The sequence below is a fragment of the Phyllobacterium chamaecytisi genome, assembly GCF_020164455.1.
Lineage (GTDB): Bacteria > Pseudomonadota > Alphaproteobacteria > Rhizobiales > Rhizobiaceae > Phyllobacterium > Phyllobacterium chamaecytisi.
The window spans coordinates 18,773-36,695 of record NZ_JAIQWW010000026.1; the positions used below are offsets into that span (position 1 = coordinate 18,773).

General features: G+C 54.5%; 14 protein-coding genes. 1 reads left to right on the forward strand and 13 read right to left on the reverse strand.

Annotated features, from left to right (window positions below; translation table 11 throughout):
• The first annotated feature begins 2 nt into the window (after nucleotides 1–2).
• Nucleotides 3–1,118: a patatin-like phospholipase family protein gene (locus LB462_RS27640; RefSeq protein WP_224514783.1), complete on the forward strand. Its 1,116-nt coding sequence runs from the start codon at nucleotides 3–5 to the stop codon at nucleotides 1,116–1,118.
• Between the two features lie 107 nt (nucleotides 1,119–1,225).
• Here the strand turns inward: LB462_RS27640 and LB462_RS27645 are convergent, their stop codons facing one another.
• The 13 genes from LB462_RS27645 to LB462_RS27705 all read right to left on the reverse strand — a co-directional run bounded on the left by LB462_RS27645 (nucleotide 1,226) and on the right by LB462_RS27705 (nucleotide 17,872).
• A complete protein-coding gene (locus tag LB462_RS27645) occupies nucleotides 1,226–2,392 on the reverse strand; it encodes an MFS transporter (protein ID WP_224514715.1) in 1,167 nt (388 codons plus the stop codon).
• Nucleotides 2,393–2,436: 44 nt separating this feature from the next.
• Nucleotides 2,437–3,219, reverse strand: coding sequence for a DeoR/GlpR family DNA-binding transcription regulator (locus LB462_RS27650; RefSeq protein WP_224514716.1), 783 nt, complete (start codon nucleotides 3,217–3,219; stop codon nucleotides 2,437–2,439).
• Between the two features lie 151 nt (nucleotides 3,220–3,370).
• A complete protein-coding gene (gene pyc, locus LB462_RS27655) occupies nucleotides 3,371–6,829 on the reverse strand; it encodes a pyruvate carboxylase (RefSeq protein WP_224514718.1) in 3,459 nt (1,152 codons plus the stop codon).
• A 171-nt stretch (nucleotides 6,830–7,000) separates the two neighbouring features.
• Nucleotides 7,001–8,116 carry a branched-chain amino acid ABC transporter substrate-binding protein gene (locus LB462_RS27660; RefSeq protein ID WP_224514720.1) on the reverse strand — a complete coding sequence of 372 codons (1,116 nt, stop codon included), beginning with the start codon at nucleotides 8,114–8,116 and terminating at the stop codon, nucleotides 7,001–7,003.
• Nucleotides 8,117–8,354: 238 nt separating this feature from the next.
• Complete coding sequence (locus LB462_RS27665) at nucleotides 8,355–9,470, reverse strand: branched-chain amino acid ABC transporter substrate-binding protein (protein ID WP_224514730.1); 1,116 nt, start codon at nucleotides 9,468–9,470, stop codon at nucleotides 8,355–8,357.
• A gap of 126 nt (nucleotides 9,471–9,596) precedes the next feature.
• A complete protein-coding gene (locus tag LB462_RS27670; RefSeq protein WP_112531023.1) occupies nucleotides 9,597–9,950 on the reverse strand; it encodes a DUF6867 family protein in 354 nt (117 codons plus the stop codon).
• A 43-nt stretch (nucleotides 9,951–9,993) separates the two neighbouring features.
• Complete coding sequence (locus tag LB462_RS27675) at nucleotides 9,994–10,725, reverse strand: ABC transporter ATP-binding protein (RefSeq protein WP_112531024.1); 732 nt, start codon at nucleotides 10,723–10,725, stop codon at nucleotides 9,994–9,996.
• The gene (locus tag LB462_RS27680) at nucleotides 10,725–12,122 is read right to left on the reverse strand and encodes an ATP-binding cassette domain-containing protein (protein WP_224514732.1); all 1,398 of its coding nucleotides are present in this window, start codon (nucleotides 12,120–12,122) and stop codon (nucleotides 10,725–10,727) included. The genes LB462_RS27675 and LB462_RS27680 overlap by 1 nt, the downstream gene beginning before the upstream one ends.
• Nucleotides 12,122–13,519, reverse strand: a complete 1,398-nt coding sequence (gene livM / locus LB462_RS27685) for a high-affinity branched-chain amino acid ABC transporter permease LivM (protein WP_224514733.1) — start codon at nucleotides 13,517–13,519, stop codon at nucleotides 12,122–12,124. The genes LB462_RS27680 and livM overlap by 1 nt, the downstream gene beginning before the upstream one ends.
• Before the next feature lie 4 nt (nucleotides 13,520–13,523).
• Nucleotides 13,524–14,432, reverse strand: a complete 909-nt coding sequence (locus LB462_RS27690; RefSeq protein WP_112531051.1) for a branched-chain amino acid ABC transporter permease — start codon at nucleotides 14,430–14,432, stop codon at nucleotides 13,524–13,526.
• 266 nt (nucleotides 14,433–14,698) lie between these two features.
• Nucleotides 14,699–15,700 (reverse strand): 4-hydroxyproline epimerase, encoded by a 1,002-nt coding sequence (locus tag LB462_RS27695; RefSeq protein WP_224514735.1) that lies wholly within the window; start codon nucleotides 15,698–15,700, stop codon nucleotides 14,699–14,701.
• An 8-nt stretch (nucleotides 15,701–15,708) separates the two neighbouring features.
• Nucleotides 15,709–16,962: an NAD(P)/FAD-dependent oxidoreductase gene (locus tag LB462_RS27700; protein ID WP_224514736.1), complete on the reverse strand. Its 1,254-nt coding sequence runs from the start codon at nucleotides 16,960–16,962 to the stop codon at nucleotides 15,709–15,711.
• Nucleotides 16,963–16,978: 16 nt separating this feature from the next.
• Nucleotides 16,979–17,872 carry a dihydrodipicolinate synthase family protein gene (locus tag LB462_RS27705; protein ID WP_224514738.1) on the reverse strand — a complete coding sequence of 298 codons (894 nt, stop codon included), beginning with the start codon at nucleotides 17,870–17,872 and terminating at the stop codon, nucleotides 16,979–16,981.
• Nucleotides 17,873–17,923 lie beyond the last annotated feature (51 nt).

Below are 17,923 nucleotides of genomic sequence, written 5' to 3' on the forward strand. Positions count from 1 at the left end.
CAATGGTAAAATCGAAGACGATCAACATCGCCCTGCAAGGCGGTGGCTCACACGGTGCCTTCACTTGGGGTGTTCTCGACCGCATCCTCGAGGATGGCCGACTGACGATAGAAGGCATATCCGGCACCAGCGCTGGAGCGATGAACGCCGTAGCCCTCGCTGACGGGTGGGCACATAATGGCGCTGAAGGCGCTCGGGCAAAGTTGCACGATTTCTGGCGCGCCGTGGGAAGAACAGGGCAGTTCAGCCCCGTCCAGCGCACGCCATGGGATCGATTCTTCGGCAACTGGTCAGTTGAACATGGCCTCGGCTACAACCTGTTTGAACAGTTTTCGCGACTATTTTCTCCCTACGAGTTCAATCCGTTCAATCTCAACCCTCTACGGGACGTGGTCGAAAAGGAAATCGATTTCAAACGGGTACGGGCCTGTTCTCAGTTTAAGCTCTTCGTTTCCGCGACCAATGTAGAAAGCGGGCGCCTGCGTGTCTTCTCGCAATCGGAACTCAATGCAGATGTGGTCATGGCCTCAGCCTGCCTTCCCTATATTTTTCAGGCAGTGGAAATCGATGGCGAACCCTATTGGGATGGCGGCTATGGCGGCAATCCGGCGCTATACCCATTCTTCTATTCGAGCGAGAGCGAAGACGTCCTCTTGATCCAGATCAATCCAATCGAAAGACGCGGCACTCCCAAGACGGCACGCGAAATAACCGATCGTATTGATGAGATTACCTTCAACGCTGCTCTTCTACGCGAGTTCCGTTCGATTGCATTCGTCAATTCGCTGATTAAAGCCGGAAGGCTCGAGCATGGCGAATACCGCAATATCCGAATGCACCGCATCGACGCCGACGAAGCGCTCGAGGGCCTGTCTTCGTCATCCAAGATCAACGCAGAATGGGCGTTCCTCGAATATCTGCGCGATCTTGGCCGAGCAGCCGCAGGCGATTGGCTGGAGGAAAATTTCGATGCTGTCGGCGAACACGCCACGCTCGATCTGACCGGCGAGTTGACGCCGGAAATGAGCGTCGGTCTGAAGTCTCACAAGCCGGGCAAACGCGTGAGCGATTTTCTCATGCAGCGGAAAAAGCCCGCCACTGTCGCCCGGCGCGCTTAGTCGTCTCTCGAACAATTCCGTTTTTCTTCGAATCACGGAATTGCTCTAACTCTTTGTTTTACGCAATTCCGGACGGAAAACCGGTTCCCATTTTTCCTGGAGTTGCTCTAGGATCGGTCTACATCGGCGCTCTTTGCCAGATTGGACATCAGAAACACAACGATGAGCAATCCTGCGAGCACCATATAGACTGGTCCGAATCCAGTTCTGCCGCCGACAAAACCTATGGCCGATGGAGCAACAAGAATACCCGAATAGCCCATGAGCGTCACCATGCTGAGCGCCACCCCGGACGACGTCCCTTTTTGATTTCCTGCTGCCGAGAAGGCGATTGGGACCATATTTGCGATACCAAGCCCAGCGAATGCAAATGCAAGTATCGCAATCCAGGAATTCGGGGCGACACTGGCTATCAACATGCCCGTTGCGCCAATGAGTGCGGAGTATCTCAACGTCCTCACTGCGCCGAAGCGGTTGCGAACGCCATCGCCGAGAAAGCGCATGATCGACATGGTTCCGGAAAAGGCGGCAAAGGCGAACCCGGCTGTTGCGATGTCCGCGCCTCGTTCCTGCTGGAGATATAGCGCTGCCCAATCGAGCACCGACCCCTCGGGCACCATAGAAAACAGCGCCATTATCCCGATTAGATAGATCAACGGATTTGTCGGAAACTCAAGCCTGTGCTTTTCCTGAGCCGCAGGCGCGTCTTCTGTAATCATGTAGCCGAAAGCCACGATCCCGAGCAGGATAGCGATCAGAGTAACCACCAGCGCATGAGCCAAGTGGCCATGTGCTTCGATCAACAATCCGCCCAGCGCACCGCCGGCAAACCCGCCGAGGCTCCAAAATCCGTGTGATGACGACATTACCGCCCGCGAAAGTTTTTTCTCCACCTCTACTGCATTGGCATTCATCGCGACGTCCATGCCGCCAATCACAGCACCGAAAAGAAACAGGGCTGGTGCAGCTGTCAGGACGTTTGGGGCGAGAGCGACGAGCAACAACGAAAAGGAGCAGAAAACCGCAAAGCCTTTCACGACCGCCCGCGATCCAAAACGGCTGATCAGATAACCGCACCACGGCATGGCCGAAAGAGCGCCCACGCCAAAAATCAGGATGAGCAAACCAAGCGTAAACTCGCTGATCCCGAGGCGTACCATAAATACGGGAATTTGCGGCGCCCAGCTGCCGACGAGGAAGCCGTTGAAGAAAAACGCGCAGGCGACGGCCCACCGACCATAAACAGCTTTCCTGAGGTAGACAGAGGCATCCATTGGATCATCACCTGTTGTGCACTGATATTGCGAAGACATTTAGGTCACCGGGGCTCATCGTCTGCGACGATTACTTCGACGCCTGCCCCGCTTATCCGCTCCAGAATCGACCGATCTGCCGTCCGGTCGGTTATAAGGGTGGATACGAGCGATATCGGGCCAATGGCAAAGGGAGCCTGCTTGACAAGCTTTTCGCTTGTTGCCAGGAGAATGATCTCATTGCATGCCTGACCAAGGGCAAGTTTCATGCGTGCATCATCATAGTTCTCTGCACGCAGCATCAGTTCTTCATCGACGGCGCAAGCACCAAGAATACAATAGTCAACACGCATCGATTGGACTTCAGCCAGCGTGGATTGCCCGATGGCACTGCGCGTCAGCCGGTTTAGGCTTCCCCCCAGAAGAATGACCTCGCAGCAGGGATGGTCGAGCGCCGCCGAAGCGATATCCGGGGAACCGGTAATGATGCATGCCTGAAGATCTCTAGGGAGTGCACGAACGAATTCCAACACCGTTGTGCTGGAATCGAGAAGCATCGTGGTGTTAGCCGGGATGCGGGCCGCGCCGGCACCGGCGATTGCCTTCTTGCCAGCGGTCTCATCGCGAGCACGCTGCTGAAAGCTTCGGGGACCCGATCTGCTTCTTGCAGCGCCTCCATGGAATCGCTGGACGAGGCCCTGTTCGGACAGTTCCCTAAGATCGCGGCGTATGGAGTCTTCTGAGACACCAAATTCCGACGCGACCGCATTCGCCAGCACGCGGCCGGACTCATTGATCCTTTGAAGGATCATACTTTTTCTTTCGTCCGGCGATAAATCCTTCAGCATAGAACACCCCTGCACATGCGGTCACCATAACCACACTTGCCTATATCGGCAATAGATGATGCGCATATTTGCATGAATGGAGATTTTGCACGCAAGCCAAAACAAAAAAGGCCCATGTGGGCCTTTTTCATGCTTGCGAATTGCCACAAGCCTATTCGTAAACGAGGAGAAGATCCTTTGCGTCTATCTGATCGCCGGCACGCACGTGCACTTCCACAATTATGCCATCTCGTTCGGCACGCAGGGCAGTCTCCATCTTCATAGCCTCGATAGACAACAATACATCTCCCGCGTTGACTTTCTGTCCACTCGCAATGCCTACAGTTGAGATAATGCCCGGCATGGGTGCACCCACCTGTTTGTCATTTCCAAGCTCCGCTTTACGTCTTACGCCAGCGCCACTGCCGGCACGTGTGCGATCGGGGACTTTTACGCGCCGCGGCTGACCGTTCATCTCGAAAAAGACTGTACACATTCCTTTGTCATCGGGTTCGCCCACTGCCTGGTTGCGCACAACGAGGGTCTTGCCGCGTTCGATATCGAGAAACACTTCCTCCTCCTGCGCCAGTCCGTAAAAGTAGACATGGGTCGGTAGGACACTCGTCGGTCCATATGTATTGTGCGTTATGGCAAAATCGGTGAACACTTTGGGGTACATGAGATACGAGGCAAATTCCTGATCGCTGATCTTCCGTTCCAGTTTGGTCTCGATTTCTTTCCGCTCGGCATCAAGATTAGCTGGCCCCAAAAGTGCACCCGGCCGCTCTGTGAATGGCTTTTCACCTTTCAGAATCTTCTTCTGAATGTCCTTCGGCCAACCATTCGGCGGTTGTCCGAGATCACCTCGCATCATCGACACCACTGAATCGGGAAATGCTATATCCTTATCGGGGTTCTCCACGTCGGCGACAGACAGATCCTGGCTTACCATCATCAGAGCCATATCTCCGACAACCTTGGAGGATGGAGTGACCTTGACGATATCGCCGAACATCTGGTTGACGTCCGCATAAGTTTGCGCAACTTCGTGCCAACGCGTCTCAAGTCCAAGCGAGCGAGCCTGTTCCTTGAGATTGGTAAACTGCCCCCCGGGCATTTCGTGAAGGTAGACCTCGGAGGCCGGCCCCTTTAAGTCACTTTCAAAAGCCGCGTATTGCGTACGCACCGCCTCCCAATAAAACGAAATTCGGCGTATCCACTCGGGATCGAGGCCGGGATCGCGCTCGGTACCTTTTAATGCCTCAACGATCGAACCCAAGCATGGCTGCGAGGTATTGCCGGAGAGTGCATCCATCGCAGCGTCAACCACGTCAACACCTGCATCCACCGCTGCAAGAACAGTTGCTGCGGCAACACCCGACGTATCGTGCGTGTGGAAATGCAGCGGCAGGTCGGTTGCTTCGCGCAACGCCTTGAACAAAACCTTCGCAGCATTTGGCTTCAAAAGACCCGCCATGTCCTTGAGGGCGATGACATGGGCCCCGGCCTTCTCCACCTGCTGCGCCAGGTCGACGTAATATTTCAGGTCATATTTTGGCCGCGCCGAGTTGAGGATGTCGCCCGTATAGCAGATGGCTGCTTCGCAGAGCTTGTTCTCCTCAACGACCGCGTCCATGGTGACACGCATGTTTTCAACCCAGTTCAAACTATCGAACACGCGGAAAACATCCACACCGCCTTTTGCCGCTTGGCTTACAAAATATTTGACAACATTATCCGGATAGCTTTTGTAGCCGACGCCGTTGGCGCCGCGCAGCAGCATTTGCAGAAGGATATTCGGCGCGCCCTCACGGATTTCAGCGAGGCGCTCCCACGGGTCTTCCGTCAGGAACCGCATTGCCACATCAAAAGTAGCACCGCCCCAGCATTCCAGCGAGAAGAGCTGTGGCAGGGCGCGTGCATAAGTACCGGCAACGCGAGCAATATCATAGGTCCGCATTCGCGTAGCCAAGAGGGATTGGTGCCCGTCACGCATCGTGGTGTCCGTAAACAGCACACGCTTCTCATTGCGCATCCACTCGGCAAACTTTTGCGGCCCCAGTTGATCAAGCAGCTGCTTGGTCCCATCAGGGATAGGCGTTTCGACAAAGGGAACGCGTGGCAGCGCCGCATCTTTGGAGGGCGTGGCCCTGCCCTTGGTTTCCGGATGACCGTTTACGGTTACGTCCGCAAGATAGGTCAGAAGTTTGGTTGCACGGTCTTGCCGCTTCACCTGTTCAAAGAGTTCGGGCGTCGTATCGATGAATTTGGTCGTATAGGAATTATCGAGAAATTTCGGGTGTGTGATGATCGCTTCAAGGAAGGTAAGGTTAGTGGCGACACCGCGAATACGGAACTCGCGCAGCGCACGATGCATGCGGTGGATGGTTTCCTCCGCCGTTGGCGACCAGGCGGTGATCTTCTCCAAAAGCGGATCGTAGAAACGGGTAATCACCGCGCCGGAATAGGCCGTGCCGCCATCCAGACGGATACCGAAACCGGTTGCGCCCCGATAGGCGGTGATGCGACCATAGTCTGGAATGAAATTCTGTTCCGGATCCTCAGTGGTTATGCGGCACTGCAAGGCGTGGCCGTTGAGCTTGATATCTTTTTGCGCGGGTACGCCCGATTCCGGCGTGCCGATGGCCGCACCTTCAAGAATGCGTATCTGCGCTTTGACGATGTCGATTCCAGTCACCTCTTCGGTGACAGTGTGCTCGACCTGGATACGTGGGTTCACTTCAATAAAGTAGAACTCATTGGTATCGGCATCCATCAGGAACTCGATGGTGCCTGCCCCGATGTAACTTGTCTCCTTGGCGATCCTCAGACCGTAATCACAAATTTCCTTACGTTGGCTGTCAGTGAGATACGGCGCCGGGGCGCGTTCGACCACCTTTTGGTTCCGCCGCTGGATCGAACAATCGCGCTCGAAAAGGTGTACCGCATTGCCGCGCGTATCGCCGAGAATTTGCACTTCAACGTGGCGGGCCCGCTGCACAAGCTTTTCAAGATAGACTTCGTCCTTACCAAAGGCAGCTTTGGCTTCCCGCTTGCCCTCGGTGACCTCGCGGGCGAGGTCATCCACCGAAAAAATAGCGCGCATGCCACGCCCACCGCCGCCCCATGATGCCTTCAACATCACCGGGTAGCCAATCTGTTCGGCCATTGCCTTGACAGCTTCCATGTCGTCGGGCAGCGGCTCGGTTGCGGGAACCACCGGAACGCCTATTTCAATTGCCAGATTGCGCGCGGCAACCTTGTTACCAAGCCGGCGCATGGTCTCCGGCTTGGGTCCGATGAAGATAATGCCGGCCTCCGCGCAGGCATCGGCAAATTCCGGGCTTTCCGACAGAAGACCGTAGCCTGGATGGATAGCGTCGGCGCCCGAAAGCTTCGCAACCCGGATGATCTCCTCGATTGAGAGGTAGCTTTCGATGGGGCCCATGTCCTTGACCAGATGCGGACCACGACCAACCTGATAGGACTCATCCGCCTTGAAGCGGTGCAGCGCAAGCTTGTCCTCTTCCGCCCAGATCGCCACGGTTTTCATGCCAAGCTCGTTGGCCGCTCGGAATACGCGGATGGCAATCTCTGATCGATTGGCGACGAGTATTTTCTTGATAGGCAAGGCGAAAACTCCAGACAGCGAAAAAGCGCTTTAAAATGGATTGCTGCATCAACATTTCTCAGGATTGCTGCAGTGCAAACAAATACATATTGAACATAAGAACCTCAAATGTCCAATAGCAAAATGCCCAGCGTTGGGCCGGGCATTTCACGCATATATCAGTTAGTCAGCTTATTTCTGGAAATAGCCGATCTTGCCGTCGGGGCCCTTTTTCCATTCATACATGACGTAGCCCGGGAATTTCGGATCGCCCTTCTCATCAAACGCCAGTTCACCCAGCACCGTCCTGAATGGCCCCTTTCCCCTCAATGATTTGGCTATCAGTTCCGGATCGTTTGTTTCTGCGGCGTTTGCGGCAGCAGCAATGGCCTGAAGGGAGCCGTAGGCGTACAGCGTGAATGCTTCCGGCTCAAAACCGTCCGCCCTGAACTTCTCGATCAGTTCCTTGTTCGCCGGGTTGTTGCGCGGATCCGGACCAAATGTATTGAGCGTACCAATGACTGCATCGCCTGCTATCGATGCCAGCTCATTTGAGACGATCGCCGCACCCGAAATAAATTGTACTTTAAGGCCTTGGTCCGCCAATTGACGCATGATCAGGCCCGCTTCCGTGTGCACCCCACCCCAATAGAATACGGTAATACCCGCTTCTTTCACTTTGCTGATCAGCGCCGAGAAATCCTTGTCACCGGTATGGACGCCCTCGTTGAGCACTTCGGTGATGCCCTGGGCGTTCAGTGCTTTCTTGGTTTCATCGGCGAGACCCTGGCCATAGGGCGTCTTGTCATTGACGATGGCGATCTTGGCGTCCTTGAAATGATTGGCGATATATGCTCCGGCGACCTTCCCTTGCTGGTCATCGCGGCCACAGGTTCGGAATGTGTTCCAGAGACCGCGCTCGGTATACTTCGGATTGGTCGACGCCGGGGTTACCTGCAGGATACCATTCTCCGCATAAACCTCCGATGCTGGTATTGATACGCCCGAATTGTAATGACCAATAACGATCTTCACGCCGTCGGCCACGAATTTGTTTGCAACGGAAATACCTTGCTTCGGATCGGAAACATCATCGCCAAAGGCTAGATCGATCTTCTCACCATTGATACCGCCGGCGTCGTTTATAGCAGTGGTAGCTGCCTCGACCCCTCGCTTGATCTGTGCACCCATGGCTGCATTCGGGCCAGTGAGTGGAGCCCCAACGCCGACCAGTATGTCGGCGTCAGCGTAACCTGTGAGTATGAGCATTGTTGCTGCAACCATGCCGGGGAAAAGTAGCTTCGTCATACAAAACTCCATTCTAAAATGACGTCAAAAATTGGCGGGCAATATTACCATATCCGGAGCTTGATCACCGGCATAGGTTTTGGGCGGATAAACGAAAGACTTACGGAAAAAATAGCTGGTATTCTATGCGAGCTAACAAGCGCAGCGATGTTCCGTCGGGACACGACAAACGCGATGGTCATCAATGTGAATGCCCAGCACTGGGCCGGGCATTCACTTATCGTCTCAAACGGAAGGCTTATTGCTGGAAATAGCTGTACTTGCCGTCTTCGCCCTTCTTCCATTCGTACATAACGTAGCCTGGAAGCTTGGGATCGCCCTTTTCATCAAAGGCGATGTCGCCAAGAACGGTCTTGAACGGGCCCTTTTCCTTCATCGTTTTCGCAACGGTCTCAGGATCGTTCGATCCAGCTGCCTTTGCTGCATCAGCGATGACCTGTGCTGCTGCGTAGGCGTAGAGCGTGTAGGCTTCCGGCTCGAAGCCCTGCGCACGGAACTTCTCAACGAGTTCCTTGTTGGCAGGATTCTTGCTCGGATCCGGACCGAACGTGTTCAGTGTACCTGCAACCGCGTCGCCAGCGATCGAAGCAAGTTCATTCGAAACGATACCATCGCCGGAGATGAACGTGACTTTCAGACCCTGGTCAGCAAGCTGACGGATAATCAGACCGGCTTCGGTGTGCAGACCACCCCAATATAGAACTGTAACACCGGCTTGCTTGGCCTTGGCGATCAGAGCGGAGAAGTCTTTGTCGCCGACGTTAACGCCTTCGTACATCGCTTCCTTCATACCCTTGGCGTTCAGCGTCTTCTTGGTTTCGTCAGCGAGACCCTGGCCATAGGGCGTCTTGTCGTGAACAACCGCAACCTTGGCGTCCTTGAACTTTTCGGCAATGTATGTACCGGCTACAACGCCTTGCTGATCATCACGTCCGCAAGTGCGGAAGGTGTTCCACAATTTGCGCTCCGTGAAGACCGGGTTGGTCGCCGCAGGCGTAATTTCCAGAATGCCGTTTTCAGCATAAACTTCAGACGCCGGGATCGACACGCCCGAGTTGAAGTGGCCGATAACGAACTTCACACCGTCAGCAACAAACTTATTGGCAACGGAAATACCCTGCTTCGGATCCGAAACGTCATCGCCAAGCGACAGTTTGACCTGCTCGCCGTTGATACCCCCGGCAGCATTGATCTCAGCGATAGCTGCTTCTGCACCCTTCTGCAGTTGCGCACCGAAAGCGGCGTTCGGTCCGGTCAACGGTCCACCGACACCGATCAGAAGATCGGCATACGCGTTGCCGCTCAAGGCGAGCATTGCAGCAAGCGCAACGCCCGATAACAGTGACTTCTTCATTTGAAAACTCCCATTTTCTAGGTACTTACCAACCCCTCGCGACGGCTTGTTTTCGTCGCTTGAAGATTACATTTGCCGATTTCCCGGCGGTTGTCACGCTGATTCATTTCGCATCAGCGAGATAGGTTAAGCTCTTGTTCTTTCTTTCCAGGCGAATGGAGAACTTTTTTCATACAGCCAATGATATTGCCGAACCATCTGGTTGGTACGGGTATAGCGATAGCCGAGGATTCCGATGATGGTCAGCACAATCGTGTCTACGATGTAGTAGTGAAGCGTGAACATCGTTCCACCAAAAAGAGCAAAGTGGATGAACCGGACAGCGATGCCTAACAGCAGCATATAGAATATGACGATTACCAAGGGGCGCCATGTTTTGGCGCACGCCCGTCCTGCCATCCACGCGGCCCAGCCGCCCATAAGGCAGGTAACCAGTATGAACAGCCAGATTGAAGGTTCTTCGTATAAGATGCCTTGCATGGCAATATTCCCCTTGAGGCCTTTCAAGAAGGCCTTTCTCTCGTTAGTGGCGACCGCCTTCAAGATACGCGGCGCGCACTTCCGGATTTGCAAGAAGCTCCGCGCTCGATCCGCTCATAGTCACAATACCGTTCACCATCACGTAGCCGCGATCGGCAAGCTTCAGAGCGCCGAACGCGTTCTGCTCAACAAGGAAGACCGTCAATCCGGTGGTCTTGTTCAACTCTTTGATTGCTTCGAAAATGTGCTTGATGATCAGTGGTGCGAGACCCAATGAAGGCTCGTCCAGCAGTAGCAGGCGCGGACGTGCCATAAGGGCCCGCCCGATTGCCAGCATTTGCTGTTCGCCGCCAGAAAGTGTGCCGCCGCGCTGATTGATGCGTTCCTTCAACCGCGGGAAAAGATCGAACACCATGCGCGAATCTTCATCGAAGTACTCAAGCTTGTCGAGGCTCGCACCCATCTGCAGATTTTCCTGCACGGTCATGCGGGGAAAAATGCGGCGGCCTTCAGGTGATTGTGCAATCCGCAGCCGCGCGATTTCATGCGTCGGCAATTGCGTGATGTCCTTGCCGTCAAAAATGACACGTCCGGTACGTGCGCGCGGCATCCCGAAGATTGTCATCATCAAGGTGGATTTTCCGGCGCCATTGGCACCGATCAAAGCGACAATCTCACCCGGATCGGCATGGACTGTCACACCGCTCAAGGCACGAATATTGCCGTAGTAGGTTTCAACGCCTTCAACGCTGAGAAGGGCTTGCTTTTCTGACATTATTTAACCCCTCCGGTCTTTTTAGGCGCCGGGGTTACCTGGCTCTGCTTTGCCAGTTTTTTGGCTTGTCCAATCCAGTCTTCACGCGCGATCCGCCCATCAAAAGCAAGGTAGGCCTCAGCGGCGATAATGTCGGCCTTCTTCCAGGCAGCGATCTGGTCGAAGTGGAATATTCCGTGTTCGTTGAGTTTGCGCTCGTTGACCGGCCCTATGCCCTTGATCACGATAAGCTTGTCTGCCTTGCCGCCGCGCGGTTCTGCAAGTGCGTTGGCCGTTGCACCGGGTTTGATCGCCGCCAGCGACTTTGCAGCCGGATCGATTGACTTCGATTTCACGGTGCTCGCTGCTGCCTGCTTGGCAGCAGTTTTGTCTGTGGCGGACTTTACTACGGGCTTTTTTGCAGCCGTAGCTCTGGCCCGCCTGACCTTGGCAGGAGCGGAAGGAATAAGGGTGGCTGGAGCCATATCCGGATGAGCTTCCTCGATCTCGTGTAGCGCCTCGGTCGAAAGCAGGTCTACCGCCGCGGTAATATCATCGACACCAGCGGCTTCCGCCTGTTCGATCAGTTCGACCACTTCCTCGTCCTCGACACCAAGATAAGCAGCGATGACCTTTGGATCGTTTTTCACGGTCTCAGGCGTGCCATCCGAGATTTTCGTGCCGTATTCGAGAACAACAACGTGATCGGAGATTTCCATTACCACGGACATGTCATGTTCGATGAGGAGGATCGAAGTCCCGGTCTCATCGCGAATGTCGAGTAGAAGTTTGTTGAGCTCAGCAGACTCACGGGCATTGAGTCCTGCGGCAGGTTCATCTAGGCAGAGCAGTTCGGGATCCGTACACATTGCACGAGCGATCTCGAGGCGCCTCTGCGCACCATACGGCAGATCACCAGCTGGGTCGTCGGCGCGCTCCACCAGATTGATCTTCTCCAGCCAGAAACGGGCCTTCTCGATCGCATCCGAAGCCGCCTTCTTGTAAGTAGGAAGGCCGAGCAGACCGAGAATGGTAAACCCAGACGATAACATCAGTGGATTGTGCTGAGCGACGAGCAGGTTTTCCAGAACGGTCAATCCCGAAAACAGGCGAATATTCTGGAACGTGCGCGCGACCTTGGCCTTCTTGGTGATGACGAAATCGGCCATCCGCTCCAAGAGATACTCCTCACCATTTTGACGGGTCATCGTCAGCATACCTTCGGTCGGCTTGTAAAAGCCGGTTATGCAATTGAAGACCGTGGTCTTGCCAGCACCGTTGGGGCCGATAAGGGCAGTAATCGCGCCGCGCCTAGCTTCGAAGTTCAGGTCGTTGATCGCGATGAGGCCACCAAATTTCATCGAGAGCCGTTCAACGCGCAAGATTGCAGTGGGATTGTTTTGCACTTCCGAAACCATCAGCCGTGGCCTTCTTTGGTAAACTCGCTGGACACCATCTTGCGTTTATGCAGGAAAGCGCTCGGTTCTCGATTGCCGACAAAACCACGCGGCTTCCACACCATGACCACGATCATAGCGAGACCAAACAACAGCATACGATAGAGTTCCGGGGTGAAATCCGGTCCAAAGATACGCTTCAGGAATTCCAGCTCGCGCAAGAGTTCAGTGCCGCCGATCATCACTGCCGCAGCGATAGCGATGCCGACCAGTGATCCCATACCCCCTAGAACCACGATTGCAAGAATGATGGCGGACTCGAGGAATACAAAGGATTCAGGGCTGACAAATCCCTGCCGCGCCGCGAAGAAGGAACCAGCAAAGCCGCCGAACATTGCGCCGGTGGCGAACGCTGTCAGTTTTGTCGTCGTTGTATTGATGCCGAGCGAGCGGCAGGCGATCTCATCCTCACGCAAAGCCTCCCACGCACGACCGATCGGCATACGGCGCAGACGAATGGTGACCCATGCAGTCAGGAGCGCAAGGAGCAGAATAAGATAGTAGAGAAAAATCTTGTAGTAGACGCCGGAATTGGGAAGACCAAGCAGCGCTGCGAAACCGGTTGGTCCAGGGGTGAAAGGAATGCCAAACAAGGTTGCTTTGGCGATACCCGAAATACCGAACGTGCCCTTGGTAACGACGGTCCAGTTGATCAACACCAAACGAATGATTTCACCGAAAGCGAGGGTGACAATCGCCAGATAGTCGCCGCGTAGGCGCAAAACCGGGAAGCCGAGCATAATGCCCCAGAGGGCGGCGAAAATACCCGCCATCGGCAGCAACAGCCAGAACGATAAGCCGAAATGGGTTGAGAGCAACGCGTAGGAATAAGCGCCAACAGCATAGAAGGCGACATAACCGAGATCGAGCAGTCCGGCGAGACCGACCACAATATTCAGACCCCAGGCGAGCATCACATAGATCAGGATCTGAATGCCAAAATTATCGACATACTTCAGTGAGCCTTGCAGGCCACCCATGATAGAGCCGTTATAGGCCCAGAGGATCAGAATCACGAGGAACGGATAGATGAGCAGCAGTCCGAGTCCAATCTTGGGGAAGCTCTTGCGGAATGCGGATTGTTCTTTTTCGACTGCAGCACGCTTGTTCTTGCTGCGCGCTTCGCTCCAAGGTGTAATGTAAGCGGTCAGTAAAAACCGCCCTATACCTGCGACAAGCACGAAGATCGCCAGCAGTCCCCAACGCTGGTTGAGAACAAGCTCATTTCGGATATTCTGATCGGTGCGGAAACCGACGATCAGAAAGAACAATCCGAAGGCGAGAGCACCGGCGAGGAGCCCTTCCTTCACAGCTTTTACGAAGACGGAATCCGGTTCTATTTTTTGGATGTCAGCCATACGCTTAAACCTTTTCGACTTCGGGCCGACCAAGAATGCCGGAAGGCAGGAAGATCAGAACAATTGCCAAAATCGAGAATGCGGCAACGTCCTTGTAGTCGATGGAGAAATAGGCGGACCAAAGAGCCTCGATCAGGCCGATCAGCAGACCGCCGACCACGGCGCCGGGGAGCGAGCCGATACCACCCAGCACCGCGGCAGTGAAAGCTTTAACGCCTGGGGTGAAACCATCGGTGAAGGAGATGACGCCGTAGAACATGAGATAGAGTGTGCCGGCGACTGCCGCGAGCATGGCGCCCATAACGAAGGTCATGGAAATGGTCTTGTCTACGTCGATACCGAGCAGAGCCGCCATCTTGCGGTCTTGTTCACAGGAGCGCTGCGCTCTTCCGAGTGTCGTTTTGTTGACAAGATACCAGAACGCAGCAAGCAGGATCACCGTCACGATGATAATGACCATCTGCTTGTAGGCTACAGTGATGTTTGTACCGTAAATCGTGATGCCACCGTTGACGAGCGGCGGGATCGGCTTGTTGCGCGGACCCTGTGTGACCTGCACGAAATTGGACAACGCGATCGACATGCCGATCGCTGTAATCAACGGTGCGAGACGGAACGACCCGCGCAAGGGCCGGTAGGCCAGGCGCTCGATTGTCCAACTCCACAACCCCGTCAGGAGCATGGCCACAATCATCATCAGGAGCAGCGCCAGAACGACTGGCACCCCGCCAATGAAAGTAGTCAAGGCAAGAAAAACAATCATCGCCATAAAGGCGCCAAGCATGAAAACATCGCCATGGGCGAAGTTGATCATACCGATAATTCCGTAAACCATCGTATAGCCGATGGCGATCAGTCCATAGATCGAACCAAGCGTCAATCCATTGATCGATTGCTGGATGAAGTACTCCATCGCAACGATACCCCTCATTTTATTGGGAAGTTTTTTATCCGGTTTTTTTATCCGGTTCCCATTACCCCAATGTCTTTACACCTAGCGTCTGCGTTAGAGAAAGCAACTGCTTTTTTGGCTGACACAACAACGTTACATTTGCTGACATATATTCGCTGGAAGTTTTCACCAAATTTAACATCCAATGCAACAGAAATTCCGGCATTTCTGCTTCTGTTAGACGAATTGACTAGTCGCGCCTTAATTCTCCAGTGATCCAAAAGGGACTATTTGACCACAAAGCCGTGAGCAAAGGGGTCGCGGTCGTCTATGAAGATGGTGTTGTACCCGGTCATGCGTGCCCACCCGGCAATCGACGGAATGATTGCCGGCTTTCCTGCCACGCTGATGGCTTCTTCGACCCTGCCATGAAACAGCGAGCCGATTATTGATTCGTGCACGAAATCATCGCCTGGCTTCAGCTTCCCCTTGGCCGTCAATTGCGCCATGCGGGCGGATGTTCCGGTTCCACAGGGCGAACGATCGATCGCCTTATCCCCATAGAAAACCGCGTTGCGTGCATGGGCTTCTGATTGCGTCGGTGCGCCGGTCCAAAGAATATGGCTGAGCGTATTGATATCGTGCTTTTCCGGATGCCGGAACGAGTAGCGCTCGTTGAGGCGCTCTCGGAGTGTCGGACTCCAACCGATAAGATCGAGCGCTCGATAGTCGGCAATATCCGTGAAATTCTCCTGGGGATCGACGATCGCGTAGAAATTCCCGCCATAGGCAACATCGACGAACAACGTTCCTAAATCCGGACATTCGACCTCCAGCTTCTCGGCATAGAGAAATGCGGGAACATTGGTAATCCGCACACTGGAGACGTACTGGCCGTCTAGTTCGTACTCGGCGACCACAAGCCCGGCGGGTGTATCGAGCTTGAGGATACCTGGTGTCTTCGGTGTTATCAGGCCGTGTTCGATCGCCATCGTCACCGTGCCGATCGTTCCATGTCCGCACATGGGAAGGCAGCCGGACGTTTCGATGAACAGCACCGCCACATCGCAATCGTCACGGGTGGGCGGATAGAGAATCGATCCGGACATCATGTCGTGCCCCCGCGGCTCGAACATTAGTCCTGTACGGATCCAGTCGAATTCCGCCAGGAAATGCGCCCGCTTTTCCATCATCGTCGAACCGGAAAGATTGGGGCCGCCACCCGCTACCAGACGTACTGGATTGCCACAAGTATGACCATCGACACAGAAAAAGGAATGGCGCGCCATGATACTCCTTAGAAACGTTGCGGGCTGAATGGGCCGATCGGAATTGAAGGCTTTGTTCCAACAATCAAATCCGTGATCAAGCGTCCCGTTGCCGCCGATTGTGTCAGTCCAAGATGGCCGTGACCAAAAGCATAGAGAACATTTTTGCTGGTTCTTGCATAGCCGATAATCGGTAATGAATCTGGCGAGGACGGCCGATATCCCATCCACTGCCTACCGCCCGAAGTATCGAGGTCAGGCATAAACATTTTCGCCTTCGTCAACATCGCTTCGGATCGTTTGTAGTTTGGTGGCAGATCCAGTCCACCAAATTCGACTGCGCCGCCGATACGGATACCGGTTTGGAGCGGCGTTACCACAAAGCCGTGGCCCGAGAAAATAAGCTGGCGCTTGAGATCGAACGCCCCCACCGGCAAAGTTGTATTATAGCCTCGCTCGGTCTCAAGAGGAATTGCATCACCCAAACTCTTTGCCAGCCGGTGCGACCACGCACCAGCGGCAATAATCAGTTTTGCAGCTTCGATACGTGTGCCGTCTGCCAGCTGAATTGTCGCACCTTTTTCGTTTGCTGTAACAGCAGTGGCCTCAGCGTGCAGAAATTCAGCGCCAAGACGTGCTGCGTACAGCCACAGGCCCTTACCCACATATTGAGGATCACTGACCGTTTTCCAGCCGGGCACAAAGGTGCCTGCGACAAAGCGCGATGCGAGGCCTGGCTGGCTTGTGGCAAGCTCCTCGCCGCGCAGATGCTCAAAGGGAATGCCCGCTCTCTTTCGGGCGTTCCAGCCAGGCAGGGCTGTGTTCAGTTCTTCTTCGCTTTCATAAAGTTCAAGTGAGCCATCCTCGCGCACCATATGGCGAATACTTGCCCGCTCCATCAAACCAAGCATTTCCGGCTCGGCAAGCTGCATTAGCGCGCCCTGCGCCTGTACGGTCCGCTCCAGCGCATCGGCACGGCTGGCGCGCCAGAACCGGTAGAGCCACGGCGCAAGCTTCGGCAGGTATGATGGGCGAATTGAAAATGGCCCGAGGGGGTCGACAAGCCAACCCGGTACCTTGGCAAGAATGCCCTTCGAAGCCATGGGAAGAATATCAGAAAATGCCAATGCCCCGGCGTTGCCGGCGCTTGTTCCCTCACAGATACCCTGCCTGTCGATGACAAGAACTTTACGACCAGCTTCCGACAAATAGGAAGCAATGGCGATGCCGACAATGCCGGCACCTATGATGACTATATTCTGTCTGTCCGCCTGCGAGTTCATCGGTTAGCGAAAATACTTAAAGCGCAGGCAGCTTTGGACGAGACGCAATTGCATCTTTCACGATTTTTTCGACTGTGGTACGGCGTTCACCACTCAACGGCTGGCGCGGCAGGCGGACTCGATCATTGGTGCCGATTTCATGCACTTCCGCCAATTTGATGTTCTGTACGAGGTATGTGGAAACATCGAGGTCGAGAAGCGGACGGAACCAGCGATAAATTTCCAGCGCTTCGGCATAGCGTTCAGCCATGACCAATTTGTAGATAGCAACAGTTTCCTTCGGAAAAGCAGTGACCAGGCCAGCAACCCAGCCGATGGCGCCCGCGGTCAACGCTTCGAAGGCGAGATTGTCGACGCCGGTAAAGAGATCATACCGGGTACCGAACATGTTGATGATATCTGTAGTGCGGCGAACGTCGTCCGAGGATTCCTTAATCGCTACGAAATGCTGATCCGACGCAAGTTCCGTCAGAATTTCACTCGTTACGTCGACGCGGTAAGCGATGCGATTGGAATAGATCATTACAGGCAAGTCGCCCGCCGCCGCCACAGCTTTCAGCGTCGTCACTGTTTCTTCGGGGTCTGTGTGGTAGATCGGGCTTGGAACGAGCATCAGGCCGTCCGCACCAGCTTTGGCAGCACGTTTTGCCAGCGCAGCACCATCACGGGTCGCCGCTTCATTGATGGTCAGGAGCACGGGCTTGCCCTTCGCAACACCCTGCGCAATCTTCAAGACCTCAAGTTTCTCATCATGGCTAAGCATCGGCCCTTCGCCAAGAGACCCTGCCACGATCAATCCGTCGCAGCCTGCATCCATCAGCAGTGCAAAGCAGCGTTCCATTTCGCCATGATCGAGACTATCATTCTCCGTGAATTTGCTGGTAACTGCCGGAAATACACCTGACCACATGACGCTTGCTCCTTCTTGATATATCACAAATATATCTGTAACACTTGTAGC

Excerpts from the sequence above, each read along its gene's own strand:
- LB462_RS27640 (WP_224514783.1), top strand. The coding sequence starts at position 3 with ATGGTAAAATCGAAGACGATCAACATCGCCCTGCAAGGCGGTGGCTCA.
- LB462_RS27645 (WP_224514715.1), bottom strand. The coding sequence starts at position 2,392 with ATGGATGCCTCTGTCTACCTCAGGAAAGCTGTTTATGGTCGGTGGGCC.
- LB462_RS27650 (WP_224514716.1), bottom strand. The coding sequence starts at position 3,219 with ATGCTGAAGGATTTATCGCCGGACGAAAGAAAAAGTATGATCCTTCAA.
- LB462_RS27660 (WP_224514720.1), bottom strand. The coding sequence starts at position 8,116 with ATGACGAAGCTACTTTTCCCCGGCATGGTTGCAGCAACAATGCTCATA.
- LB462_RS27665 (WP_224514730.1), bottom strand. The coding sequence starts at position 9,470 with ATGAAGAAGTCACTGTTATCGGGCGTTGCGCTTGCTGCAATGCTCGCC.
- LB462_RS27670 (WP_112531023.1), bottom strand. The coding sequence starts at position 9,950 with ATGCAAGGCATCTTATACGAAGAACCTTCAATCTGGCTGTTCATACTG.
- LB462_RS27675 (WP_112531024.1), bottom strand. The coding sequence starts at position 10,725 with ATGTCAGAAAAGCAAGCCCTTCTCAGCGTTGAAGGCGTTGAAACCTAC.
- LB462_RS27680 (WP_224514732.1), bottom strand. The coding sequence starts at position 12,122 with ATGGTTTCGGAAGTGCAAAACAATCCCACTGCAATCTTGCGCGTTGAA.
- livM (WP_224514733.1), bottom strand. The coding sequence starts at position 13,519 with ATGGCTGACATCCAAAAAATAGAACCGGATTCCGTCTTCGTAAAAGCT.
- LB462_RS27690 (WP_112531051.1), bottom strand. The coding sequence starts at position 14,432 with ATGGAGTACTTCATCCAGCAATCGATCAATGGATTGACGCTTGGTTCG.
- LB462_RS27695 (WP_224514735.1), bottom strand. The coding sequence starts at position 15,700 with ATGGCGCGCCATTCCTTTTTCTGTGTCGATGGTCATACTTGTGGCAAT.
- LB462_RS27700 (WP_224514736.1), bottom strand. The coding sequence starts at position 16,962 with ATGAACTCGCAGGCGGACAGACAGAATATAGTCATCATAGGTGCCGGC.
- LB462_RS27705 (WP_224514738.1), bottom strand. The coding sequence starts at position 17,872 with ATGTGGTCAGGTGTATTTCCGGCAGTTACCAGCAAATTCACGGAGAAT.